Annotated in this window: 20 protein-coding genes; 5 read left to right on the top strand and 15 right to left on the bottom strand. The window is 62.7% G+C overall.

Annotated features, from left to right (window positions below):
• Positions 1 to 7: 7 nt before the first annotated feature.
• From BMW76_RS09395 to BMW76_RS09445, 11 genes are all read right to left on the bottom strand, one after another.
• A complete protein-coding gene (locus BMW76_RS09395; RefSeq protein ID WP_090864855.1) occupies positions 8 to 811 on the bottom strand; it encodes a hypothetical protein in 804 nt (267 codons plus the stop codon).
• Positions 812 to 821: 10 nt separating this feature from the next.
• On the bottom strand, positions 822 to 3,245 hold the full coding sequence (locus BMW76_RS09400) for a hypothetical protein (RefSeq protein WP_090864856.1): 2,424 nt from the start codon (positions 3,243 to 3,245) through the stop codon (positions 822 to 824).
• A complete protein-coding gene (locus tag BMW76_RS09405; RefSeq protein WP_090864857.1) occupies positions 3,242 to 3,667 on the bottom strand; it encodes a Bbp16 family capsid cement protein in 426 nt (141 codons plus the stop codon). The genes BMW76_RS09400 and BMW76_RS09405 overlap by 4 nt, the downstream gene beginning before the upstream one ends.
• A gap of 13 nt (positions 3,668 to 3,680) precedes the next feature.
• Positions 3,681 to 4,373, bottom strand: coding sequence for a hypothetical protein (locus tag BMW76_RS09410; RefSeq protein ID WP_090864858.1), 693 nt, complete (start codon positions 4,371 to 4,373; stop codon positions 3,681 to 3,683).
• A complete protein-coding gene (locus tag BMW76_RS09415) occupies positions 4,366 to 5,103 on the bottom strand; it encodes a hypothetical protein (protein ID WP_090864859.1) in 738 nt (245 codons plus the stop codon). The genes BMW76_RS09410 and BMW76_RS09415 overlap by 8 nt, the downstream gene beginning before the upstream one ends.
• A gap of 68 nt (positions 5,104 to 5,171) precedes the next feature.
• Complete coding sequence (locus BMW76_RS09420; RefSeq protein ID WP_090864860.1) at positions 5,172 to 5,462, bottom strand: hypothetical protein; 291 nt, start codon at positions 5,460 to 5,462, stop codon at positions 5,172 to 5,174.
• A 634-nt stretch (positions 5,463 to 6,096) separates the two neighbouring features.
• Positions 6,097 to 8,304 carry a VapE domain-containing protein gene (locus BMW76_RS09425; protein ID WP_090864861.1) on the bottom strand — a complete coding sequence of 736 codons (2,208 nt, stop codon included), beginning with the start codon at positions 8,302 to 8,304 and terminating at the stop codon, positions 6,097 to 6,099.
• 193 nt (positions 8,305 to 8,497) lie between these two features.
• Positions 8,498 to 8,866, bottom strand: coding sequence for a hypothetical protein (locus BMW76_RS09430; protein ID WP_143062231.1), 369 nt, complete (start codon positions 8,864 to 8,866; stop codon positions 8,498 to 8,500).
• A gap of 56 nt (positions 8,867 to 8,922) precedes the next feature.
• The gene (locus BMW76_RS09435) at positions 8,923 to 9,309 is read right to left on the bottom strand and encodes a hypothetical protein (RefSeq protein ID WP_143062232.1); all 387 of its coding nucleotides are present in this window, start codon (positions 9,307 to 9,309) and stop codon (positions 8,923 to 8,925) included.
• Entirely contained in the window at positions 9,306 to 9,578 is a 273-nt protein-coding gene (locus BMW76_RS42765; RefSeq protein WP_143062233.1) for a helix-turn-helix transcriptional regulator, read from the bottom strand. Before BMW76_RS42765 ends, BMW76_RS09435 begins: the two co-directional genes overlap by 4 nt.
• Positions 9,579 to 10,005: 427 nt before the next feature.
• On the bottom strand, positions 10,006 to 11,268 hold the full coding sequence (locus BMW76_RS09445) for a tyrosine-type recombinase/integrase (RefSeq protein ID WP_090864865.1): 1,263 nt from the start codon (positions 11,266 to 11,268) through the stop codon (positions 10,006 to 10,008).
• Positions 11,269 to 11,432: 164 nt separating this feature from the next.
• Here BMW76_RS09445 and mutS point away from each other — a divergent pair, with 164 nt between their 5' ends.
• Positions 11,433 to 14,096, top strand: a complete 2,664-nt coding sequence (gene mutS, locus BMW76_RS09450; protein WP_090864866.1) for a DNA mismatch repair protein MutS — start codon at positions 11,433 to 11,435, stop codon at positions 14,094 to 14,096.
• On the top strand, positions 14,083 to 15,477 hold the full coding sequence (locus tag BMW76_RS09455) for a hypothetical protein (RefSeq protein WP_177200343.1): 1,395 nt from the start codon (positions 14,083 to 14,085) through the stop codon (positions 15,475 to 15,477). Before mutS ends, BMW76_RS09455 begins: the two co-directional genes overlap by 14 nt.
• Here BMW76_RS09455 and BMW76_RS09460 read toward each other — a convergent pair.
• The gene (locus BMW76_RS09460; RefSeq protein ID WP_090864868.1) at positions 15,457 to 16,008 is read right to left on the bottom strand and encodes an FKBP-type peptidyl-prolyl cis-trans isomerase; all 552 of its coding nucleotides are present in this window, start codon (positions 16,006 to 16,008) and stop codon (positions 15,457 to 15,459) included. The genes BMW76_RS09455 and BMW76_RS09460 overlap by 21 nt on opposite strands.
• Positions 16,009 to 16,040: 32 nt before the next feature.
• Between BMW76_RS09460 and BMW76_RS09465 the strand changes: the two genes are divergently transcribed.
• Together BMW76_RS09465 and BMW76_RS41800 are read left to right on the top strand one after the other, a co-directional pair.
• Positions 16,041 to 17,288, top strand: a complete 1,248-nt coding sequence (locus BMW76_RS09465; protein WP_090864869.1) for a cupin domain-containing protein — start codon at positions 16,041 to 16,043, stop codon at positions 17,286 to 17,288.
• Positions 17,289 to 17,519: 231 nt separating this feature from the next.
• Positions 17,520 to 17,795, top strand: coding sequence for a hypothetical protein (locus tag BMW76_RS41800; protein WP_087735433.1), 276 nt, complete (start codon positions 17,520 to 17,522; stop codon positions 17,793 to 17,795).
• 279 nt (positions 17,796 to 18,074) lie between these two features.
• Here the strand turns inward: BMW76_RS41800 and BMW76_RS09480 are convergent, their stop codons facing one another.
• The 3 genes from BMW76_RS09480 to BMW76_RS09490 all read right to left on the bottom strand — a co-directional run bounded on the left by BMW76_RS09480 (position 18,075) and on the right by BMW76_RS09490 (position 21,770).
• Positions 18,075 to 20,336 (bottom strand): ATP-dependent DNA helicase, encoded by a 2,262-nt coding sequence (locus BMW76_RS09480; RefSeq protein WP_090864967.1) that lies wholly within the window; start codon positions 20,334 to 20,336, stop codon positions 18,075 to 18,077.
• Between the two features lie 69 nt (positions 20,337 to 20,405).
• Positions 20,406 to 20,624, bottom strand: a complete 219-nt coding sequence (locus tag BMW76_RS09485; protein ID WP_087735434.1) for a DUF465 domain-containing protein — start codon at positions 20,622 to 20,624, stop codon at positions 20,406 to 20,408.
• Positions 20,625 to 20,738: 114 nt separating this feature from the next.
• Positions 20,739 to 21,770, bottom strand: a complete 1,032-nt coding sequence (locus BMW76_RS09490) for a colicin transporter (protein WP_090864870.1) — start codon at positions 21,768 to 21,770, stop codon at positions 20,739 to 20,741.
• Positions 21,771 to 21,931: 161 nt separating this feature from the next.
• Between BMW76_RS09490 and BMW76_RS09495 the strand changes: the two genes are divergently transcribed.
• Entirely contained in the window at positions 21,932 to 24,268 is a 2,337-nt protein-coding gene (locus BMW76_RS09495) for a Tex family protein (RefSeq protein ID WP_090864871.1), read from the top strand.
• Positions 24,269 to 24,422: the final 154 nt, after the last annotated feature.

Genomic DNA, 24,422 nt, shown 5'->3' on the forward strand with positions numbered 1-24,422 from the left:
CGTTCCTTTACGGGAGTTGATCAATACTGATCTGAACTTGCGGGGCCGAGGTAGAGAGCGTCGCCGCGCTGCCGCTGTTCTGGAACGCCTTGCAGGTAACGGTGTTACCCGATGCCAGTGAAAGCGTGGCGTTCTCTACAACCACGTTTGAACTTGTGCTAGCCGCAGCCGGGGCGTATCCGGCGCTATCCGGCGTACCGGATGCGCCGATGAAAAGCCCTGCGGCGAGCACGTTGCTGGACGATACAGTCAACGTGCCCCACAGCAGCTGGCAACTGATGCGGTAATACGCAGTAGCCGGAGCCGTAAAGACGCCCGTCGAAGCATTGAAATTGCTGTTCGCATCGAACACCGTCGCCCAGCCGGTGACTGCCGTATAGGCATTGTTCGGGATGCTCTGCCCGCTGGTATTGTTCGCCTTGACGTGGGCCATTGCCGCCGCCTTGAACGTCGGCGCTGTAACCGTACCGGTGAATGTGGGCGACGCGAGCGGCGCCATCGCCGAACTGCACGTAAATCCTGCGTTCGATGTGTAGGTGAGCGCGCTGGTCGACGTGCTGCAGCTCGGCATCGCAAACGCCGTCGGGGTCGCCGACGAACTTGTTGCGTTCGCCACGACCGTATTTGCGGCCTGCGCAGCGAGCGAGGTCGCGGTGACGTTGCCCCATGCCGGCGCCGTACCCGGCCCCGTCGACTTGATGACCTGCCCTGATGCCGAGCCGGCCGGGTTGAGCATCGTCGGCGGAACGGTCGTCGCTGCGAAGGCGATGGACGATAGCGCGAGCAGCGCGGATGCGATAAGTCGTTTCATGTTCAGTCCTTCAGGTCAGATTGCCGCCATAGACGACGGCGGTGATGTTGGTGAAGTCGGTATTCGCGCCGCTCGGGTTCTGTGTCTGGACACCCACACCGCTCGCGGACAGCGAGTTGTAGGCCGGGAATCCCGATGCGTTGAGCGTGATGTTGACCGCGAGGTTGGCCGCACTGACCTGTCGGGCGAAATTGACCGTGTACAGGCCCGCGCCATTTCGGGTGACGCTCGACACGTTGAACGAATTGGTGATCACGCCGGTTGAGCCGTTGAACGTCACCCAGGCGACCGGATGCGCTGCCTGCACGATGGGCGACGGAGGCATGTTCACCGAGCCGGAATAGTTCGGCGCCTCCACCGACGACTGGTAGTAGTTCCCCAGGTCGACCAGCTGGACGGGATCGGTCGTGCTACCGAAGCCAAGGTACGGACGCGACGACGACGCGCCGGGATAGCCTCCGACAGGGGGCGCGCTGTGGCCGTTGCCCTCAAGCACGACCTTCTGCGGGAAGCCGCCAGACGTGTCGATGAAGATCTGATTCGTGCTGAAGGTGGTGCCACGGTTGAACGTGCAGCCCTTCACGACGAGGGTCGATGAGGTCGCATAGTTCGCGTACCACAGATCCGCGATGCCCTTGCCGACCGTCGCGCTACCGTTGCGCTCGAAGTACACGCCGATGAACGTGCCGCACGCCGTGCCTTCGTCGACCGCGCTGCTGTTGGTGATCAGACGGCAACCCCATATCGGCGTGTACGGACCGCCGCCGAGATCGTTGTTCGACTCGATCGAGCCGCCGACATACGTGAAGGTGTTGACGTTGATTGCGTCGATGCCGGCCTGCTTGTTGTTCCCGTAGGTGCAGTTGTAGAACGACAGCGCATTCGGCAGGGAGAAGCTCAGCCGCTGGGCGTGCAGCCCGATCACGTTGTATTGCGCGTTGACGTTGATCTGGAGCGACTCCTGCACGTCCTCATAGTCGATGCCCGTACTCCAGCCGAGCACCCACAGGTTTTCGAGTGTCAGGTGTGCATGAGACTGCATGTACATGCCGGTCGCATTGCCATCGCCCTTGATGACACTGAAGCCACGGAAAGCCTGCATCGACGTGGCCGCAATCGACGTGACAGAGCCGTTGACCGACAGGCCGCCAACGGACCCGTTGTCCCACTGGAACGAGGTATTCTGCGGCCCGTCGCCTTCGATCGATATCCGGCCTTGCGGGAATGTCGTCTGACCGCTGTTGTCGATGTTGAGGGCGTTCGAAAAGCGATACGCACTACCGGGAAAGTACGCAACGCGCGCGTGCGCGTTGCACCAGCTCAGATAGATCTGCGCGCGCGCCGTATCATCCGTGCCCGTGCCGCACACGCTGTACGTCGCATCGCCCTTGCAGCCGGCCTGTTTCGCACTGATACGACCGGCCGGGATGAGCTTCATGCGACCGCCATCGGACGCGATATAGCACGAGAAGCCGTCATCGGCTGTCGTCGCGTCGGTCGGATCGTACCGGTATTCAGCGCGCCCGCCACCATCGCCCGCCGCGTAGTAGCCGCTCAGCTTCACGCGACGGTATTTGGCGGCAGGAAGCGTGCGGGCTTCGGCCATCGAATTGGCGTAACGGGCGATGATTTCGCCCCACGCGAGTTCGTTGTCCCCGACGGAACCGGATGCCGGCGTATTGAGCGAGAGCGTCGTACCGCCGACGCACCACACACGCCCGGCAGGGATAGGGGCGTTGAACTGCAACTGCGCACCAACCAGCGAATAGGTGTTCGGGTCTTGCCCAACACCGTCCATCACCACGCTGCCGAGATTGGCCTTGCTCGTGTACGCGCGCGAGAGCGCGACCGTGGTCGACGTGTTCTGAACGTAATCGATCCCGGCCGTCCACGACTCGTTTTTCAGATCGCCCGCGCCGATGCTGGTGGGCAGCGGGATCGCGATTGCGTTGCCGTTGGCATCGAAGCCAAGCGCGGTTCCGGCGCGATCGCTGGCCGCACCGAGCAACGGCGATGCGCTATCTGCGGGCGGAAACTGCAACGTGCGCGAACCGATTTCGGCAAGCTGCTGGATCTGGATTTCGGCGCGATCGAGCGCGTCTTCGATCACGGTCGGGTAGAAGCCGCCCGAATTCGTGATGTCCGTCGGCTGCGTATAGGGAAGCGCGCCGAGAATAGTCAGCGAATAGCCTGCCGGCAGCGGCATGCCGCTGATCGGATAGGTGACCGTGCCGCCTGGGCTGTTGTTCTGGTCGGCATTGAGCGCGACGGAATAGTCAGAATCGAGAACGAGAAACTGACCGATGCCAAGCCCTTGCGCGCGTACGACGCCGATGTTCGTTTTGTCGAACACCTTGAACGAGAAGGGGAACGAAGTGGCAACGTTATTGCCGTTGAACGGGCCTGCTTTGCGAACTGCGCTTGTGATTGTCATGCGCTGAATCCCTTTGCGTAGTCGCTTGTTCGCAGGACGGTATTCAGATCTTCGACAATGCCCGCCGTGATCGTGCCGGCCGACATCGTGCCGACGACCGTGTAGACCAGACCGACATACCTGCGCATCTTCTGCGGCGGCAAGCGCATGGCGATGGGCAGCGCCTTCGCGGTCAGCGATGCAACGGGGATCGCGCCCGTATCGAAGTGCTTCGTAACGTTCACCGTAAGCGCTGCGTCGTCAGCTGACACTACGGCGATGCCGAGCGACGTGCCGCCTGCGAACGCTGTCATAACCTGCGCGAACACAGAGATGTCGTTGGTGACCATGCCCGGCGCCAAGGTATCGATGACATTCGCCGAGTTCGCCGTAATCGTGACCGTCTGCGCGTCACTCAGCAGGGTTTGTTGATCGAGGATCATGGTGCGCCCCTTGTTATTTGAGTTCGCCGCGCATCTTCGCGCTGCGTGCAAGTTGAACGACTTTCAGCACGGTCTGCGGATCGTTGCCGAGCCGCGTCTCGTCGAGCATCCGGCCCAATCGCGGATCACGAGCGACGAATCGCTGCGCATCTCGCAGTGCGCTATCTGCCTCGCTCCCGTATTGCCGCACGAGCGCGTCAGCGGCGGATGCTGCCAGTCGTGCGTCGGCAGCGTTATCGACCGGCATGTTCGCGTTGTGCTGCGCGGCGAATATCACCAACTGCTTCGCGTCATCGGGGCTCGCGCCGAGATCCGCGAACACTTCGCGAAATTCCGTGGCAATGGCCTTCACCGTGTCGGGCTGCAGGCCAATGTTCTGCATGCCTTCCTCGAGCGGTACCTGCGCGAATGTGCCTTGCGCGCCGAACATGCGGCGCAACGGATCGTCGCGCAGCTCGCGGATCGCGTCGGGGATGTGTGACTTCGCGTCCGTCGTGGTGGCTTCTGCCGGCTTCTCTTCGGCAGGCTTCGCCTCGCTCGTCTGCTGCGTCGTGGCGGGCTGCTGTTCGGGCTTTGCGGGTTGCGCATTGCTGTCGAGCAGCGTCGGCTCCGCGTTGCGATACAGACGGCTCGCGATTGATGCGAGATCGGGGCCGGTGCTCGACGTTTCGACCGGCGCGGCGGTCGTGGTTTGAACGTCACTCATTGCTGGCCGCCTGATCGTCAGCCGGTGCCAGCACGCCCGTCAGCGTGTGGTGCCGGTCAATGGCCGCACCGATCATTGCCGCCGACTGCTGACACGCAACAACGAAGCCGTCGCGGCTCGCGTGCACCATGAAGGACGGGTTGAGCCACTTGTCGAGGTAGGACGACAGGTCAATGCCGCCGTTGTGAACGCGCGCGTCGTACAGCGCGACGGCGAAGGCGGCTTCGATCGAGGCGTGCACTGCGCGAGCCGCGAGCGCGGTCTGCTGATGAACGTGATCGGATGCGATCTCGTGCGAAGGCGGCATCTCAACTTCGTGCATTGCTTCGAAGACTTGCAATAGCACCGCGTCGTTCGCCTGCTCGAGCAGCGTCATCTGCTTCGCCACTTCGTCGATGGCGGTCTGGAGCGCGTTGAGGATCGGTGCGCGCGCGTTCGCCAGTTCGACGGCCTTGTCGCGGGCCGCGCGCCAGTCATCGCGACGTGCGGCGATGGCTTCGGCACGGTCGTGGGCCAAGGCGCTTTCGAGTGCCGCCTCGAGTGAGTCGACGCGGGCTTTCCATGCGGGGATTGTGGCGAGCGCTTCGTCGAGCTGCCTGTCGGCGTCTTCGTTGAGCGGGTCCTTGCTCAACGCCGCGAGTGCGTTGGAGCGAGCGGTAATCGCCTTCTGGTGCTCCGAGCGTGCTTGCGCGAGCTTTGTTTTGACGAGTGTGCTGCGCTTCTGCGCCATGCTGCTCTCCCAATGATCGATGAGAGCAGGCTACGGGCACGGCGCTCAAACACATACGCCAGTGCCATTTACCTTACACGTGATGGCGTGTATGTGGCGATGCCGCGCTGCCAGTGGATGTGGTGCCGCAGTTCGACTGCAAGGCGCGGGCTAACACGTCCAAGCGCTTCGGCCGCTCGATGCAGCCGCTTCATCGCCGCGTTACCGCTGAGCCCCATCCATTCCGCAATCGGCAGCGCGCGGCGCGGATGGTTGTAAAGCCGCCAGAGCATCAGGTTGGCGTGTGAGTGTGGTATCTCGACGCCGCCGAGCTCGAGCACGATAGGGATGCGGATGTTGAATATGGAATCGGTCGACATGTGTCGCTCTCGGTATAGGTTTTTCGGCACTGTAGTGCGCGGCCTTACGTAGCGTTGCTCATACGCCGCTCGCAGATAGGTGTATGGCTTTGCCTTACGGCAAGTTGCGTCACCCACTACTGGCGCTCGCGCCCGCCGCGCCGTGGTTTTGCCTCTTCTTCAGGTGTCCGCCTTTCAGGCTCGGCAGCGAGGGACGCACTCCGCGTACGCGCGCATGTACGTGAAGCAAGCTGCAACTGCCCCGGTTTTGCGGCCCGCTACAGACCGTGTTGCGCAAAAACAACCGCGTTCGACCAATCACTATTAGGACTCCTACACGCAATACCCTGCAAAATCCGAAATCGGCCAGCTGATGTCACAGGGTGTCACAGGGCCCGAAATCCAGCTTGTTACGCGCAGAGCCTTATCCCACAAGGGTTGTACAGGTGTCACACGTTGTACAGGCTATTTTGCGTAGAGGGCTCTGCAACTCACCGCACAGGCTCCGCGTAGCGGGTGATTTCCCCTTCCCCTTTTAACTATCTTCTATCTCTTATAAAAAGCCTGTGACACCTGTGACACCTGTACAACCCTTTATCTATAAGGGTTTCGCTGTCACAGGCGCATCCGGCCCACCTGTGACAGCCTGTGACAGCTATTTAAGCCACGGTCTGTCGGGAACGCCATTGACCCGGATCTGTTTGCCGCGCTGGTAGCCCAGCGTTTCCATGACGTAACGGATTCGCTTGCCGTCCTTGTCGGCGTCGCGCCGGCCTAATTCGGAGATAGGAATCCGCAACGCGTCGGTTTTGATCCGCGCGTTGGTGATGTGCGAATCGATACCTTCGAAGTCGCCGTCGAGATTTGCGAGCCACGCGGCGATGATCGGCAACCAATCATCGTCGGCTTTCCGCGCGGCCTGTTCGCCAACAGCGTCGACCGTCTCAGCGGCGTTCAACCACCATTGCTCGCCAGCGTTGAACCGGTGTACGGCTTCGGCCCAAAGCTGATCGCGGTCGCGGCGAAGCGCCTGGATGTCGATCGTGCCGACGCTGACCGGCCAGAAGCGGCGATTCTCGTCGTCCTTGAGGTATTTCTCGCCATTGGTCGTGCCGGCAAAAACACAGGTGCGCGGATAGTTCGCCGCGCGGCGCCCGTAAGACGGCCGGTAGCGGTCCTGACGTGCCGCGATGAACTGCTTCATCGGTTCGATCTCAGCTGCGCGCATCGCCGACAGTTCACCCATCTCGATGATCCACGCGCCGCGCAGATTCTCGAGCGCATCTTTGCGGCCGATGTCGGGACAAGTGTCCTGAAACCACGCACCGCCGAGCACGTCGAACACCGTCGATTTGAATTTGCCCTGCGCGCCTTCGAAGATCAGCGCGTTGTCCATCTTCGCGCCCGGCAAGAGCGCGCGAGCCACGGCACCAATCATCCAGCGGGATCCGACGGCGCGCTTGTACGCGGTCTGCTCGGCGCCGACATAGTCGCGCAGCCACGTATCAAGCCGCAGAGTTCCGTCCCACACCAGACCGCGCAGATAGTCCTGCACCGGGTTATAGGCGCGCTCCGCGGCGACAATGTTGACGGCGCGCTCGACCTGCGTGTGATTGAACTGCAGCCCGATACGCTGGAACCACTCGAGCAGCACAAGATCGTGCCCGTCTTTCCACTCGCCCACGGGCAGCCCGAAGTCGTTCGCGCGCAGCACGTCGACGCGATCGCTGAATGTGTTGTAGGCGAACAACTTGTCGAACAGCGGTTCGTTGCGCAACGCCCACGCCGCGTTCGCCTCATTGCAGAGGGGGCGCGGATTTTTCCCCTCTGTTTTCATGAGCTGGCGCGACCACGGACGCCCCTGATAATTAGCGTATAGCGAGATCGGCACTGGTGCCATTGTGTCGAACTCGTCGACCACACCCGCGAGCTCGATGGCGGCGACGGCTTCGGGCGCGTAGTGCCGCGCCGCTGCGATCAACGTGCGAACGGTAATTCCACCTTCGCGCGGCGTGATCGACGGCCAACGGTGTTCAAGGTCTTCCATTCTGAACTTGGCGGATCGACCGGCCATCTCTGCGTAGAGCGCCATGCCTTCTTCGCTGCCGCCCGTCGCGCGATGAGTCGCGATCATCAGATCAAGATATGCGCGCCCCCCTTCGCCGCTCCCCTCCCCGAATGGCAGATCGTCGGCTCCGCTGTTCGGGATGAGATCGAGATAAGCCCTTACCCGCTTGAGATCCATCGTCAGGCCATCTACTGACATCGCGCGAGGCGCGGGTCGCTCTCGTAACGGGACATGCGCCGACGCGACCCAATCGCGACCCAGGAGCCATTCAGACGGCAGAGGCGCGTCGTCAATATCTTCTATGTCCAGCGGCAACGATTTGCCGCCTAGCGGAAGCACAAAGAAGTTTCCGCAATCGAAGCAGAAATCGGACTTCGGAAATATCTCGACCTGTCCGTTGACCACACCTGTCGTTCCGCTGCTCAATCCCTCGGCGTGAAGAATCTCGCGAAGCAGTTCGCGCACGCTGTAAGCATGTTGCGGCACATCCCACATGAAAATCAGGTGCACGCCCCGGCCGCCTGACGAGCGGAACGCGTGGGCCACAAGTCCGAACGCCGCAGCTCGAAGCGCGACACGCTGTGCGGTGGTGAACATCTCTGACCACGGCGTCGCGCCTCGATGGCTGTCGAAATCGAGCACACCGACCTGTGTCTCGCTACTTCCTTTCGCCATCGGATAGAGTCCGACTGGCTCACCTCCGCTGAAGTGCGCGAGCAACGCGCGATCTGAAAGCGGTCGGCGCGCACACTTCTGCCCGTCTGCCGTCTTGCGGCCATGGATATCGGAACGCATGCGCCTGCGCAGCGGCTCTATCCATTTCAGCAAGTCATGAGCTAGATCGGTTCCATCGACCGTATGGCTATGCTTGACAACATCTTGTGTAGGAGTACTATTCACCTTGCAAACTCCTGTTTTCGTTCAATGGGTTGGCGCTCGTTGAAATGAAACCTTACCGACCCGTTGCCGCTATGCAACGGGTTTTCTTTTAGTGCCGCGCGTTCGTCGCGAAAGCCTGCAGTGCATCCGCCTGCGCATAGATAGCGCTCATCGGCTGAAACTTGCGTTGCATGAATCCCTGATAGATCAGCCCGAGCACGATATCGTGATACACGTCGTCGCCCACGCCGTTCGATCTCTGTGCGAGGTCGACAAGTTGGTCTGCGCCGTCACCGCGCCAGTGCGCAGGCATCTTCACCCGACGCCCCGGCTCGAGCTGCTTCACGATTACCCACTGCGCTTTTTCGAGGCCCGGCTCGCCGACGTGCGGCTTACGAATGCGAAACCCGCGCACCGGTCGGGCTTCGAACCAGTTTCGGTCGTCGGTCTGCCATTCGCTATCATGGTCTGAGCTCACGATCGCGCCATCGGGCCGCATCGCTGCGATTTCGTGGGCCAACAGGTTCAATGCTGTCACCGCCATAGCTCCCCCGTTTCGGGAACGTACACGTTCAGGCCCGCCACGAGATCAATCAGCGCGGGGATCTCACCGAGCAGTGGTGCGACGACAGGCGCGGCTTTTTCCATGCTGTAGGTTCGGCCCTGTCGCGGTAACACGGACTGGATAACCTCGATCAGATGATTGATCTTCGATTGCACTTCGCCAATGTGCACAACGGCATTCGGATGGTTTTGAAGCACAAGGCCGTCGATTGCCTTTTGAGCGCGGCGCAGCAGCGCAAGAGGTTCGGCGAGGGCCGTTTCCGCAGAGCCGCAACGATCGAGGCAGACTCGCGCGATAGATCTGCCAGCCCGAGCCATTGGGACGATTGCAGCTGCAATAGGCGTTTTCAGCGTCATGCGGCGCCCCTTGCCGCTGCGCGGCGTTGGTCGGGGCCAGACAGGCCCGACAGCTCAGCGCGCGGCAGATTAGCGATGTAGTCGCGGACCTCTTGTAGGCGCCAGGCGACTGAATGCGCCCCCACTCGTACTGGACGCGGGAATGTCGGATCTTCGCGGAGCTTCGTGTACACAGACGAGCGAGACTTCAAGCCGAGCATGGTCTGAACGCGCACAATCTTGATTAGCGTGTAAATGTCATCGGTGGCCGTGTCGGCGGCATTTTTCATGAAATAGCCCCTGTTCAAAATGGATCAACGGAGTGCAGTTTCCTTCAACGCCGTCCAGGTATGCGTACCCCTTGGGTGGTGAGCGCACACCAAAAGAAAAGCCCGCCGAAGCGGGATAATCGAATGTGATAAAGTCGTTTCTGCGGCTGGTCACTAAAACCCGGTCGGGTGTCATTCGACGATGCACGGCGGTCAGTCGTCGAGTTTTCCCCCGGGCTTGCGATGGGGCCAGCTTGACCGCCCTTCCCTATGCAAGATCGCGCCGTGATGCGACTGGCGTCGTTGTCAGGTTCCTGTGCTAGGCTTTCTTTTGGCAGTCCGCCACTGGGACTCGGTCGGGCAAGCGCCGGAGAAGCCAGACGATCAGTCTCCGGTAGCACCCCCGGGCTTGCAAGGTGGCGGGCTTGATCGTCCCTTCCTCTTCTTGCTATGCCGCGATTGACGCCACATTCGGCGCCGTCAATGCGGTCAGATGGTCACTCCATACCTGAAGCCAGTGCCGCGCCTCGTCGTCGTACCGATGCACGTCGTAGATCGCGCCGATCGAGTTGTCGACGTGGTTCAGAATCCGGTCCTGCACGACGCGCGGGCAACCGAGGCGCGCAAGACCAGTCGCCGCGCTGCGGCGCAGATCGTGCGTAGACCAGTTCGCAGTGAGCGGATCGGTCACCTTGCCGTCGGCTGTCGGCTGTCGTGCCTCGTATTGCGCAAGCCCAACAGCCTTCTGATTGATGTGCCGGTTCGGCCGCTTCGGGCTAGGAAACGCGAATTCGTCATCGAGATCCCGTCTGTATCGCAGCAGTTCGACAGCCTGACGCGACAGCATGACGGTATGGGGCAACGAATTTTTGGTATCTCGCAGCACCCACGTCCCGCGCTCGAGGTCGATGTCGCGCCACCGCGCAGCGACGATCTCGCCGCTGCGGCAGCCGGTCAACAAACACAAGTGCACCACATCGCGGACCGACCGGCTATAAGGTGAATGCGGAAGCCAGCGCAGGAACGTGGCGAGTTCACCGTCGCTGAGGGCCCGCGTACGCCGAACCTGCGGCGCCCCTTTGATGCCGATCGTCGGCGAGATGTGGTCGTCGGGCAGGCGCCCCTGCTCGAGCCCGTGCGCGTAAGCGCAGCGGATCCGGCTGAGCAGCATCGTCGCAACGCGCGCAGCGCGCGTCATCGTGGGACGCATCACCTCATCCTGCAGTTCGCGCCGCGTGACGGCAGCTGCCGGCCGATGGCCGAGCTTCGGCAGCAGTTCTTTCCGCAGCAGCCGCTCGCCTTCCCCGCCGCGCTTGAGCTTGCTCAGGTTCTCTGAGATGTAGTCTTCGACCAGATCGGCGACGGTGTAGGCTTTTGCGCGCGATGCTTCGCGAGCACGTGTCGCCTCTGCGCGCGCCTTGCGCTTTTCCTTCTGCGGATCTATCCCCTGCTCGCGCTCGAGCTTTTTCTTTTGCAGGGCACTTCGGGCGCCGGCCAATGTCATAGCGCCGAACTCACCGAGCTTGATCTGCCGCAGGCCACCGTCCTGTGCCCGGTAGCGATAAAAGAACGTCTTCGTGCCGGACGCATTGCACCGGACACGCAACCCCGGATTACTCCGATCGGCCAATTCGACGCCTGGAGTCATAGCGGCGATAATCCCCGGTGTTAGCGCGGGAGCGTCTTCGACTTTCTGTGTAGGTTTAGGCATTGTTGTTTCTCCTCGACAGGGAAACGATACCGAAACCTACACTGAAAATCCAGATTTAAGCCTCCTAGATTGGCATTAAACATACACGTCAGCGAGCTTCAGAATTGTCCGAAACCCCTGTTAGGCTGAGCCTTACACCCGATTCCGGCCCGGCGCCACAAGCAATGTCAGAAACAGAGCTGGCTCAACATACCCCAATGATGCAGCAGTACCTCCGCATTAAAGGGGAGCATCCGGGCACGCTCGTGTTCTACCGGATGGGCGATTTCTACGAGCTGTTCTTCGACGACGCCGAAAAGGCCGCGCGCCTGCTCGATCTGACGCTCACGCAGCGCGGCGCGTCGGGCGGCAATCCGATCAAGATGGCGGGCGTGCCGCATCATGCCGTCGAACAGTATCTGGCGAAACTGGTGAAGCTCGGCGAGTCGGTCGCGATCTGCGAACAGATCGGCGATCCGGCGACTTCGAAGGGACCCGTCGAGCGCAAGGTCGTGCGCGTGGTTACGCCCGGCACGCTGACAGACGCCGCGCTGCTCTCCGACAAGAGCGACACGTATCTGCTCGCCGTGTGCGCGGCGTACAACCGGCGTGGCGTGGTGTCGGCCGTCGGCCTCGCCTGGCTGAATCTGGCGAGCGGCGCACTGCGTCTTGCCGAAGTCGCGCCCGATCAGGTCGCCGCCGCACTGGAGCGCATCCGTCCTGCCGAGATTCTCGTCGCCGACACGCCCTCGCCCGCCGAATCGAATGCGTGGACGCTGCCTTCCGGCTTCGGCGCGATGACGCGCGTCCCGGCATGGCATTTCGATGTCGCGTCGGGCACGCAGCGGCTGTGCGATCAAATCGAAGTCGCGAGCCTCGACGGTTTCGGGGCGCACTCGCTGTCCTGCGCGTGCGGCGCGGCGGGCGCCGTGCTGCTCTATGCGGCGGCAACGCAAGGCCAGCAATTGCGCCACGTGCGCAGCCTCAAGGTCGAATACGAATCGGAGTACATCGGGCTCGATCCGTCCACGCGCCGCAATCTGGAATTGACGGAAACGCTGCGCGGCACGGATTCGCCCACGCTCTGCTCGCTGCTCGACACGTGCTGTACAACGATGGGCAGCCGTCTGCTGCGGCACTGGCTGCATCATCCGCCGCGCGATGCAGCATTTGCGCAGGCGCGCCAGCAAGCGATCGGCGCATTGCTCGACGCGCCGCCCCAAGCCAGTCTCGATTCGCTGCGCAGCGCATTGCGGCAGATCTCGGATATCGAACGGATCACGGGCCGGCTCGCGCTGCTGTCGGCGCGTCCGCGCGATTTGTCGAGTCTGCGAGACACGTTCATCGCGTTGCCCGAACTGCGCGCGCAACTGACCGCGCTCACGCAGGCTGCCGATTCGCTCGCGCGTATCGACGCGTCGCTGGAGCCGCCTGCCGAGTGCGTCGATTTACTGAAGCACGCGGTCGCGCAGGAACCCGCCGCGATGGTCCGCGACGGCGGCGTGATCGCACGCGGCTACGATGCCGAACTCGATGAACTACGAGATATTTCGGAGAACTGCGGACAGTTCCTGATCGACCTCGAAACGCGCGAGCGTGCGCGGACAGGCATCGGCAATCTGCGCGTCGAGTACAACAAGGTGCACGGCTTCTACATCGAAGTGACGCGCGGCCAGACCGACAAGGTCCCGGACGACTATCGCCGCCGTCAGACGCTGAAGAACGCCGAGCGCTACATCACGCCGGAGCTGAAGACCTTCGAAGACAAGGCGCTGTCTGCGCAGGAACGCGCGCTGTCGCGCGAGAAGGCGCTGTACGACGCGCTGTTGCAGGCGCTTCTGCCGTTCATCGCGGATTCCCAGCGCGTCGCTTCGGCGCTCGCCGAACTCGACGTGCTCGCCGCGTTCGCCGAACGAGCCCGCGCGCTCGACTGGGTCGCGCCAGGCTTTATGCCGACGGGCGGCATCGAAATCGAACAGGGACGGCATCCCGTCGTCGAGGCGCAAGTCGAGCAGTTCATCGCAAACGACTGCACGCTCAATCCCGAACGCAAGCTGCTGCTGATTACCGGCCCGAACATGGGCGGTAAATCGACCTTCATGCGTCAGACCGCGTTGATCGCGTTGATGGCGTACGTGGGCAGCTACGTGCCGGCGCGCCGCGCGTCGTTTGGCCCCATCGATCGCATTTTCACGCGCATCGGCGCCGCCGACGATCTGGCGGGCGGCCGCTCGACATTCATGGTCGAAATGACGGAAGCCGCCGCGATCCTGAACGACGCGACGCCGCAAAGCCTCGTGCTGATGGACGAAATCGGCCGCGGCACGTCGACCTTCGACGGCCTTGCCCTCGCATGGGCAATCGCGCGACATCTGCTCGCGCACAACGGCTGTCACACGCTCTTCGCGACGCACTACTTCGAGCTGACGCAACTGCCCGCCGAGTTTCCGCATGCAGCGAATGTGCATCTGTCGGCCGTCGAGCATGGGCATGGCATCGTGTTTCTGCACGCCGTCAACGAAGGCCCCGCCAATCAGAGCTACGGCCTGCAGGTCGCGCAACTGGCGGGCGTGCCGAACGCGGTGATCCGCGCGGCGCGCAAGCATCTCGCGTATCTCGAACAGCAGTCGGCCGCGCAGCCGGCGCCGCAACTCGACCTGTTTGCGGCGCCCGTGGCGATGCTCGAAGATGCCGACGATGAGCCCGCCGCGCCCGCACTGGACCCTGCCATGCTGGCGCTCGTCGAGCGGCTGCGCGAGATCGATCCGAACGATCTGCGTCCACGCGAAGCGCTCGACCTGCTGTACGAACTGCATGAACTGGCCAAGTCGCCAGATGCGCATCACTGACGCGTACGCGCACCCCGCGTCGGCGAGGCGTCGTCGATCGCGAGGAGCGGCGCTCGCCGTCGCGCTCGCAGCCGTCATGTCGCTGGCCTTGCCCGAACGCGCGTCGTTCGCAAAGGAATCGAAATCGGAGCCGCGCTACTCGTTTGCCGTCATCGGCAGCACGCTGCAAAGTCCCGCCGACGAAGCACAAACGCAGCGGCTCCTCGAGGCGATCGGACGCGAGCCTGACATTTCGTTCATCGTGTACGACGGCAATCTGAAAAGCGGAAAGGAAACGTGCCGCGACTCGCTGTTCGAGACGCGCCAGACACTGCTCGAAACGTCGAAGCCCGCGCTCGTTTTCATTCCCGGACAACACGACTGGGCCGACTGCGGCACGGAGGAAGCGGGCGGCTATGACCCCGTCGAACGGCTCGATCTGCTGCGGCAGACGCTCTTCGCGGATACGTCATCGATGGGGCAGAATCCGATTCCCCTCGCGCGCGAAAGCGAGGTGCTGCGCTTTCGTACGTATCGGGAGAACGTGCGCTGGCAGCTCGGCGATACCGTGTTCGTCGGCTTGAACGTGCCGGGCCCGAACAATCATTTCCTGTATGCGGGCGGACGCAACGGCGAGTTCGAAGACCGCGTGATCGCGAATGCGTTCTGGCTGGACCACGCCGCCGAATACGCGAAGCGGCACAACGCGCGCGCGATCGTCGTGCTGCTACAAGGCGACTTCGATCCTGAACGTTACGAGCGACCCGAGCGCTTCGCGTGGCTGCGCTTCGGCCACAAGGCGAAGCGCGACGGCTTTCTCGAATTCAAGCGCAGCCTCGTGAAGCTGGCCGATAGCTTTCATGGACCTGTCGTCGTGATTCATCAGGATAACGATCGAATGCACGCGGGCTTCATGATCGATCAACCGCTGCGCAACGATAAGGGCGACCTGGTGACGAATCTGACGCGCATCGCATTCGCTCCGCGCAATCCCCAGAACCAGTGGATACAGATCGATGCCGATCTTGCGAAACGGCCGGTGTTTCGCGTAAGCGTGCAGAACGTGCCGAAGAGTTTGCCGCTGCCTGCCGCGCCGGCATTGCCGTCGCATAACGAATACACGGCGCCGCCGATGACGCCTTCGATGCCCGCCGTGCCGGGCTCCGCCCCCGCATCCGAGTTGCCGCCGATTCTGCCGGAGCCGCCGCGCGCGCCATCGTCCGATACGGGCAACAGCAACGACGGCGGTAACACCAGCAACGGCACGACATATCGATACGGCCCGCCAGATGCGACAACGGGCGCTTACGCGCCCGCTTCGGGAATTGCCCAACCTTCCGGCGTCTATCCGGGCATCGGCCCGGGCGCCAACCCTGCTAGTTCAGTGCAGCGTCGGCCGTGACGGTTCAGCGTCGTCGGCATCGTCTTCGTCATCGTCTTCATCGACGATTTCGAGGCCGCTCGCGCCGTGCGCATGTTCATGCTGGATTTCATCTTCCGTCGCCTCGCGCACGTCCTTCACCGTGAGCTTGAAACGCAGCGCCATCCCAGCGAGGGGATGATTGCCGTCGAGCACGACCTTGTCCTCGGCGACGTCCGTCACCGTGTAGATCAGCGAGTCGAGATCTTCATCGCCTTCTTCAGGCGTGCCTTCGAACTGCATACCGACTTCGAGCGGCTCGGGGAAACGGCTGCGCGGCTCGATCTTCACGAGCTCCGGATCGTACTCGCCGAACGCGTCCACCGGCTCCAGCTGGATCTGGGTTTCGAAGCCGGGCTCATGGCCGTCGAGCTCTTCCTCGATCTTGGGGAACGTGCCATCATAGCCGCCGTGCAGATAAACCATCGGCTCGTCGCTTTCCTCGATCAGATTGCCTTGCGCATCCGACAGCTTGTACGCGACCGATACGACGGTGTTCTTTACGATTTTCATTCGATTCTCCAGATTACGACTCACATTATACGATGCCCGTGCGGCCCCCTGACTACCCCGCTGCCAAAGCTTCGGCGCGTACTTCCCCTACTTCCGTTTGCGCTTCGTCGGCACCCTCGCCGGACCAGTCCACACCTCTATTAGGCAACCTGACGCCGTCGCAATTCATGCGACGTTACTGGCAGAAAAAGCCCCTTCTGATCCGCCAGGCGATCTCCGACATCGTCACGCCGCTTGCGCGCGACGAACTGTTCGAACTCGCCGATCAGGACGACGTCGAGTCGCGCCTCATCACGCATTTTCGCAACCGATGGCAGCTCGAGCATGGCCCGTTTGCTGCAGACGAATTACCTTCCGTCAAGCAACGTGCGTGGACACTTCTCGTGCAAGGGGTCGATCTGCATAACGACCGCGCACGCGCCTTACTTGACCGCTTTCGCTTCGTGCCCGACGCGCGCCTCGACGATCTGATGATTTCGTACGCGACGGACGGCGGCGGCGTCGGTCCTCACTTCGATTCCTACGACGTCTTTCTGCTGCAGGTTCATGGCAAGCGACGCTGGCGCATTGGCGCGCAGCGCGATCTGTCGTTGCAGCCGGGCCTGCCGTTGAAAGTCCTCCAACACTTCGAGCCGGAAGAGGATTGGGTGCTGGAGCCAGGAGACATGCTTTACCTGCCGCCGCATATCGCGCATGACGGTGTCGCGCAAGGCGAATGCATGACCTGCTCGATCGGTTTTCGCGCCCCCTCTACGAGCGAACTGGCTGCGCAGTTCCTCTATTACCTCGCCGAACGCGGTGAGGCACATGCGTCGCCGAATGGTTCCGCGCTCTATCGCGATCCGCAGCAACCCGCTGTCGAACGCCCGGCGGAACTGCCTCCCGCGTTGGTCAACCGCGTGGGCGCGATCCTTGCCGGCGTCGACTGGAGCGACAAGGACGTCTCGTCGTTCCTCGGCACGTATCTGAGCGAGCCGAAGCCGAGCGTCGTGTTCGATCCGCCCGAACGCCCGCTCGATGAAGCGCGTTTCATCAGCCGCGCGATCAAGGAAGGCGTGCGGCTCGACCGTAAAACCGTGCTGCTTTACGACAACCGCTCTTATTATCTAAATGGAGAAGAAAGCAGGCTTGCAGGCGTGAAAAAATGGGTGATTGAACTCGCCGACAACCGCTCTCTGAGTGCGAAACGCTTTGTAACACTCTCACCACAATCGTCGGTGACAGCACTACTTCACGAGTGGTATCGTGCGGGCTGGATACAGATGGGTGAACTGCGATAAGATTCGCTCCGCTGTTATACCGTATAGCGAAAAATTGTCTGAGAAAGACAACGTATTGGCCCCGGATTTGTCGACGGTCGATACGAAAGTGCATATAATTTCCGCCCAAGCCGTAGGGAAGATTCACGCTCATGAAGTGCGGTCTCCACCAGCGGCCCAGGTCGGTGTTGGAGCACATTACCGGTATTATTTTGCGCTGTTGCTTACCTTTAACCATAAAAGGACGTGATCATGAAGAAATCCCTCCTCGTAGCATCCCTGTTGGCAGCTGTGGCACTGGCTGCATGCAACAAGAGCAGCGACCAGGCAGCTGCCCCGGCTAGCGACGCTGCTGCCGCATCGGCACCGGCTGCCGCTGCTTCGGATACGGGCGCTGCTGCTTCGGGCGCTGCTGCTGCGAGCGAAGCCCCCGCTTCGGCACCGGCTGCTGCTGCTTCGGACGCAGGCGCTGCTGCTTCGGAAGGTGCTGCATCGGCAGCTGCTCCGGCTTCGGGCGCAAGCCAGTAAGCTGTAGCACAGGGTTCGTCCTCAGGGCGAAAACTGCAACGGGAGGTCCGCAGGGCTTCCCGGGCAAAAAACAAAACGCCACGGATTTCAGTCCGTGGCGTTTTGTTTTATGCGTCGTCTTTTATATCGAGATTATTTCGCTTGCACGTATTCGATGCATTTCGACTTGTATTTGAACTGGAAGTGAATTCAAAACAGCGACGCGTCGAATTGCCTTCGTCGCAATTACGCGCCCGTTGCATCGGCAACATCGAGTATCGATGCAACGCGCGTCTCGCTTCACTGAGTCTGCGCGTTCTCTTCGAAGAACTCCCGCACCACATCGAGTTCCCGCGTCCGCTTGAAGGGTGGCAGACTTTGCCATATACGGCGTCCATACGGTTTGTCGACAAGGCGCGTATCGCAGATCATCAGCACGCCGCGATCGGTCTCCGAGCGAATCAGACGCCCCGCGCCCTGCTTGAGCGTAATGACAGCCTGCGGCAGTTGGTGAACGGCAAACGGGCTCAAGCCTTTCTTCGTCAACGCATCGAGCCGCGCTGACAACACGGGGTCGTCGGGCGGCGCGAACGGCAGCTTGTCGATGATCACAAGCGACAGCGCATCGCCGCGCACGTCGACGCCTTCCCAGAAGCTCTGACTGCCCACCAGAATCGCATTGCCGTACGAACGGAAACGATCGAGCAGTTCCGTGCGGCTCGCATCGCCCTGCACGAGCAGCGGCATGTTCCAGCCGCGCGATTCGATGACGTCGCGCAGCTTCGACGCAATGCGATCGACCGCGCGCAGCGTCGTGCACAGCATGAACACGCCGCCACCCGACGCTTCGATCGCCGGCAACGCGGCGTCGAACACAGCGTCGGTGAACGTGGGCGACGACGGCTGCGGCAGGTTGCGCGGCACGTACAGCAGGCCCTGCGTGCCGTAGTCGAACGGACTGGGCAGCGTCATCGAGCGACGCGCGTTCAGGCCCATCTGCGCCGCATAGTGCGTGAAGTCGCCGCGCACGGAAAGCGTCGCCGACGTGAAGACCCACGCGCGCGGCACGCCCGCACGCTGCTTCGCGAAGATCGGCGCGACCGACAGCGGCGTCTCATGCAGTTGCACGGTATGCGAGAACACTTCGATCCACCGAACCTTCTCGTTAGGATCATTCGCATCGCTCGCCTGCGACGCCGAACCGGACGCCGCATCGCGCTCGGTCGCGGTCGGCGGCGTCGTCCAGCCCGCCAGCATGTCCTGCAACTCGCGCGCGCGACGCAACAGCGCCCCCAGCGACTCGGCTCGCTCCGATTGCCCCGCCAGCGCACTGGCGAGCGCATCGAGTTCGGTTTCGACGGCTTCGAGCGCGGGGAACAGCGGATGATCGTTAGGCAGTTGCCCGATCGACAGACGCACCGAATCTTCCTTGAACGCGAGCCGCACATCACGCGCCGAGCGTTCGAGCGCCGCGCCGAGCTTCACCCAGTCGACGGCATCGCGCGCGTGGCCGAGGCCTTCGGCGACCGAGTCGCGCGCGAGTTCGAGGAACTGCGTCGTCGAAAGCGTTTCGCCGAAAAAGAGCGTCGCGGTTTCGGGCAGCTGATGCGCTTCGTCGAAGATGACCGTGTTCGCTGTCGGCAGCAGCTCGGCCATGCCCGTGTCGCGCAACATGATGTCGGCGAAAAACAGATGGTGATTGACGACGACGATATCGGCCTGCTGCGCCTCGCGGCGTGCCTGCATCACGAAGCAGTCCTTGTAATGCGGACACTCCTGGCCGAGGCAGTTGTCGCGCGTCGACGTCACCATCGACCACACGGCCGCCGTCTCCGGCACACTCGCGAGTTCGGCCTTGTCGCCTGTGCGCGTGATCTTCGCAAAGCGGACGATGTCCTGCAGATATGACGTTTCTTGCCGCGACGGCAGACGTCCGTTGTCCGCCGTGCGTTGCAGATAGTAGTGGCACAGATAGTTCGCGCGGCCCTTCAGCATCGCGACGGTGACGGGCACTGCGAGCGCATCGCGCACGGTCGGAATGTCGCGCTGATAGAGCTGGTCCTGCAAGTGCTTCGTGCCCGTCGACACGATGACCTTGCCGCCCCACAGCATCGCGGGCACGAGGTACGCGTAGGTCTTGCCCGTGCCCGTCCCGGCTTCGACGATCAGCGTGTTTTCGCCACCGTCCACATTGGCGTCCGTCGGCGCCGCGTCGTCCGGCGCTGCCGCCGATGCGGATGCCGACGACTGCTGCAGCCGCCGCGCCGGGCGCTTCTGCGCTTCGAACATCGCGGGCTCGGGCATCGCGCGGCCCGACGCTTCCATCGCGGCCGCAACGGCGCGTGACATCTCGATCTGCGACGCGCGCGGGCGGTAGCCGTCGATCTGACGGGCGAGCAGCCCGTCGGCGGCGAAGATATCGGCGAGTTCGGACGAGTGCTTGTGACTCAGCGACGCGGCCAGCGCGCCGCCGCCCGCTGCGGGTTTCCCGGCGCGCTCGTCGCGTGCGGGCGCGTCGTCGGCGGGCGTCGCGCGCGAAGAAGATTGAAGCGGTGAATTCAAGGCAAGCGTTTCCTGCAAAATCGGGCGCGCCACGAACTGAACGCGGCCGGCGCCTGCCGGGCCGCTGTATCAGCTGCGCGCTTCCGGTTCAAGCTGCAATTGCAGCAAGATGATGGTGTCCTTGACCTTGAGTTTGCGCTTTTTCAGGCGCTGTATCTCAAGGTCGTCGATGCCGGGTTCCTCGGACATCCTGTCGATCAACCGATCAAGTCCGCTGTGCTCCGATTCGAGTTGCAGAATGCGGTCGCGCAGTGTGTCCGAGTTGATGACGCGATGATGATCGCGCATGCTCGCCTCCTCTTTCGAAATGGCGAAGGCCGCGTCGTGCAGTCGCTCCGCTCGAGGTTGCTGTCCGGCCTGAAACGCGTTACGGCTGATGATGCTCGCTGCTTACTGCTGCGGTTACTGCTGCGGTTGCTGCTTCTGTTGCTGGTCGAGTTGCTGTTGCTGCTTCGCCTGCTCTTCCTGCTTCTGTTTGGCCTTCTCGGCGGCCTGCTTCTGGCGTGCCTCGACGTCGGCCTTGTGCTGCGTGGCTTCGCTCTGCTTCTGCTCGAAGCGCTGCTGCTTCTCAGCACGCTCCTGCGCCTTCTGCGCGGCCTGCTGATGCGCCTGGTCGAGCTTGCGCTGGAAGTCGGCCTGCTTCGCGTCATAGGCCTTCTGGTTCGCCGCCGCCTGCGATGGCGAGATGCCCCGCTGCGCCTGATCGATCGCGTGCTGTTGCTGCTTCTGCTGATACGCCTTCTCGTTCGCGGCGCGCTGCGGCGCCTCCGCTTCGCGCTGCGCCTGGCTCAACTGATGCTGGCGCTGCTTCTCGTCGTAAGCCTGCGCGTTGCGCGCGTCCTGCGCGGCGCGCGCGGGCGCGTCGGCCTCGTTTTGCGCGCGCTTGATCGCCGCCTGCTCGTCGCGTTGACGTGCATGCTCGACGCGCTTTTCGTCGTCGAGCGCGAGCTGTTCCTTGCGGATATCGGCAGCGACGACGCGCATGTCGTCACGTGCCGAGTTCAGGCAGTGATTGACGAAAAACTTGCTATAACAATTGTGCTGCGCAACGGCGTAACGGTAGTTGTTCTCCGCCGTACGGGCATCGAGCGCTTTTTGCCGCGCGTCGAAGTCGTTCGCTGCGGGAGGTTGCGAGCCTGCATCCGTACGCTTCGCCGGCACGCCCGATGCACCGGCGGGCATCCCCGCATCGGCAGTGGCATCCGATGCGGCAACGATGCTAGGTGCCGCCGCGGAAGTCTGCTGTGCGAACGCCGGCATAGCGACGGCAAATGAAAGCGACGCCGCAACCGCAATGCGACGGGCGATAGCGGCGAACCCGAAGGCAATCGGAGCAATCTGTGGCCCGAAGACGGGCGATGCGAGCGGAGATCGGCGTGGAGATCCGGGCGAAATGCGGGAGGTCGGCAACGTCGTAGATGGGCAACGGAACATGCCTGAAATTCTATCACCCCACGGTTGAGCGCTCGGCCATTTATGGCAAAATGCCCCGCTCCAGAAGCTTTCACGAGCTTCAGCGACCTTTCAGCAATCCGGCCGCCTTGCCTGCGCGCAGGTGGGCCACCAGTCGAATCCGGCAGGAACATCAAGACCCTATGACGGACACCGTAGCACTCAAGATCGTACAGCGCATTGCCGAAGAATTGACCGTCCAGCCGCGCCAGGTCGCGGCCGCGGTGGGACTACTCGATGAGGGAGCGACCGTTCCATTCATCGCCCGATACCGGAAGGAAGTCACCGGCAATCTCGACGACACGCAACTGCGCACGCTCGAAGAACGCCTGCTGTATCTGCGCGAACTCGAAGACCGCCGCGCCGCGATCATCGCGAGCATCGACGAACAGGGCAAGCTGACGGACGAGCTGCGCGCCGCGATCGAAGGCGCCGACAGCAAGCAGGTGCTCGAAGATCTCTATCTGCCGTACAAGCCGAAGCGCCGCACGCGTGCGCAGATCGCCCGCGAGGCCGGCCTGCAGCCGCTCGCCGACGCGCTGCTCGCGAACCCGCTGCTCGATCCGCAGACGGAAGCCGCGCAATACGTCGATGCCGAGAAAGGCGTCGCCGATATCAAGGCTGCACTCGACGGCGCGCGCGACATCCTCTCGGAGCAGTTCGGCGAAACGGCCGAACTGCTCGGCAAGCTGCGCGACTATCTGTTCAACCAGGGCGTGTTGGTGTCGGCCGTGGTGGAAGGCAAGGAAGGCGAAGAAGGCGAGAAATTCCGCGACTACTACGACTATTCGGAAACGATCCGCACGGTGCCGTCGCACCGCGCGCTCGCTCTTTTCCGCGGCCGCAATGCAGGCGTCCTGATGATCAAGCTCGGCCTGGGTGAAGAGCTCGACGCGCAGGTGCCGCATCCGGGTGAAGCGATGATCGCGCGCCACTTCGGCATCGCGAATCAGGGCCGTCCCGCCGACAAGTGGCTCTCGGACGTGTGCCGCTGGTGCTGGCGCGTGAAGGTGCAGCCGCACATAGAAAACGAACTGCTGACGAATCTGCGCGAGGAAGCCGAAAGCGAAGCGATCCGCGTGTTCGCACGCAATCTGAAGGATCTGCTGCTTGCCGCGCCGGCGGGCCCGAAGGCCGTGATCGGCCTCGACCCGGGTCTGCGCACGGGCGTGAAAGTCGCCGTCGTCGATCGCACGGGCAAGCTGCTCGCCACCGATACGATCTACCCGCACGAGCCGCGCCGCGACTGGGACGGCTCGCTCGCGAAGCTCGCGCGCATCGCCGCGCAGACGCAAGCCGAACTGATCAGCATCGGCAACGGCACGGCATCGCGCGAGACGGACAAGCTCGCGAGCGAACTGATCTCGCGCCATCCTGAGCTGAAGCTGCAGAAGATCGTCGTGTCGGAAGCGGGCGCTTCCGTCTACTCGGCGTCGGAACTGGCGGCGAAGGAATTCCCGGAACTGGACGTGTCGCTGCGGGGCGCGGTGTCGATCGCGCGCCGTCTGCAGGACCCGCTCGCCGAACTCGTGAAGATCGAGCCGAAGGCGATCGGCGTCGGCCAGTATCAGCACGACGTGAACCAGCGCGAACTCGCGCGCTCGCTCGATGCCGTCGTCGAGGACTGCGTGAACGCGGTGGGCGTGGATGCGAACACGGCTTCCGTCGCACTGCTCGCGCGCGTGTCCGGCCTGAACGCAACGCTCGCGCGCAACATCGTCGATTACCGTGACGCGAACGGTCCCTTCCCGACGCGCGATCATCTGCGCAAGGTGCCGCGTCTCGGCGACAAGACGTTCGAGCAGGCCGCGGGCTTTCTGCGCATCAACGGTGGGGAGAATCCGCTCGACCGCTCGTCGGTGCACCCGGAAGCGTATCCCGTCGTCGAACGGATGCTCGCGAAGATCAGCAAGAGCATCGGCGAAGTACTCGGCAATCGCGACGCGCTCGGCAAACTGTCGCCCACCGAGTTCGTAGACGATCGCTTCGGTCTGCCGACCGTGCGTGACATTCTCTCCGAGCTCGAAAAGCCCGGCCGCGACCCGCGCCCCGAGTTCAAAACGGCGACCTTCCGCGAAGGCGTTGAGAAGATTTCGGACCTGTCGCCCGGCATGGTGCTCGAAGGCGTCGTGACGAACGTGGCCGCGTTTGGCGCGTTCATCGATATCGGCGTGCATCAGGATGGTCTCGTGCACGTATCGGCGATGTCGACGAAGTTCATCAAGGACCCGCACGAAGTCGTGAAGGCGGGGCAAATCGTCAAGGTGAAGGTGCTCGAAGTCGATGTGAAGCGCCAGCGCATTTCGCTGACGATGCGTCTCGACGACGACTTCTCGCCGGCTCCGGCCGCACGCGCAGGCGGCCAGCAGGAGCGCGGCGGCATGGGCGGTCGTGCGGGCGGCGGACGTCCGCAACAGCGCTCGCGCGAACAGGAGCCTGTCAACGCGATGGCGGCCGCGTTTGCGAAGCTGAAGCGTTAAGCGCGCGCTTTCGAAGATCGGCGGCATCGTATCTCGCTGCCGCCGATGGTATCGAAGCCACCGCGCAGAACAACGAAAGCAAAAGGCCCACGCATGTAAATGCGTGGGCCTTTGTCTTTGCCAATCGTCTTTACCGATCGAGACACTCCACCTG

This window comes from Paraburkholderia diazotrophica (assembly GCF_900108945.1).
Taxonomy (GTDB): Bacteria; Pseudomonadota; Gammaproteobacteria; order Burkholderiales; family Burkholderiaceae; genus Paraburkholderia; species Paraburkholderia diazotrophica.

Coding starts and splice junctions, on each gene's coding strand:
- BMW76_RS09425 (WP_090864861.1), bottom strand. CDS start 8,304: ATGCGTTCCGATATCCATGGCCGCAAGACGGCAGACGGGCAGAAGTGT.
- BMW76_RS09490 (WP_090864870.1), bottom strand. CDS start 21,770: ATGTTCCGTTGCCCATCTACGACGTTGCCGACCTCCCGCATTTCGCCC.
- BMW76_RS09395 (WP_090864855.1), bottom strand. CDS start 811: ATGAAACGACTTATCGCATCCGCGCTGCTCGCGCTATCGTCCATCGCC.
- BMW76_RS09495 (WP_090864871.1), top strand. CDS start 21,932: ATGACGGACACCGTAGCACTCAAGATCGTACAGCGCATTGCCGAAGAA.
- BMW76_RS09420 (WP_090864860.1), bottom strand. CDS start 5,462: ATGTCGACCGATTCCATATTCAACATCCGCATCCCTATCGTGCTCGAG.
- BMW76_RS09410 (WP_090864858.1), bottom strand. CDS start 4,373: ATGAGTGACGTTCAAACCACGACCGCCGCGCCGGTCGAAACGTCGAGC.
- mutS (WP_090864866.1), top strand. CDS start 11,433: ATGTCAGAAACAGAGCTGGCTCAACATACCCCAATGATGCAGCAGTAC.
- BMW76_RS09445 (WP_090864865.1), bottom strand. CDS start 11,268: ATGCCTAAACCTACACAGAAAGTCGAAGACGCTCCCGCGCTAACACCG.
- BMW76_RS09465 (WP_090864869.1), top strand. CDS start 16,041: ATGCCCGTGCGGCCCCCTGACTACCCCGCTGCCAAAGCTTCGGCGCGT.
- BMW76_RS09460 (WP_090864868.1), bottom strand. CDS start 16,008: ATGAAAATCGTAAAGAACACCGTCGTATCGGTCGCGTACAAGCTGTCG.
- BMW76_RS09400 (WP_090864856.1), bottom strand. CDS start 3,245: ATGACAATCACAAGCGCAGTTCGCAAAGCAGGCCCGTTCAACGGCAAT.
- BMW76_RS42765 (WP_143062233.1), bottom strand. CDS start 9,578: ATGAAAAATGCCGCCGACACGGCCACCGATGACATTTACACGCTAATC.
- BMW76_RS09435 (WP_143062232.1), bottom strand. CDS start 9,309: ATGACGCTGAAAACGCCTATTGCAGCTGCAATCGTCCCAATGGCTCGG.
- BMW76_RS09485 (WP_087735434.1), bottom strand. CDS start 20,624: ATGCGCGATCATCATCGCGTCATCAACTCGGACACACTGCGCGACCGC.
- BMW76_RS09415 (WP_090864859.1), bottom strand. CDS start 5,103: ATGGCGCAGAAGCGCAGCACACTCGTCAAAACAAAGCTCGCGCAAGCA.
- BMW76_RS09455 (WP_177200343.1), top strand. CDS start 14,083: ATGCGCATCACTGACGCGTACGCGCACCCCGCGTCGGCGAGGCGTCGT.
- BMW76_RS09405 (WP_090864857.1), bottom strand. CDS start 3,667: ATGATCCTCGATCAACAAACCCTGCTGAGTGACGCGCAGACGGTCACG.
- BMW76_RS41800 (WP_087735433.1), top strand. CDS start 17,520: ATGAAGAAATCCCTCCTCGTAGCATCCCTGTTGGCAGCTGTGGCACTG.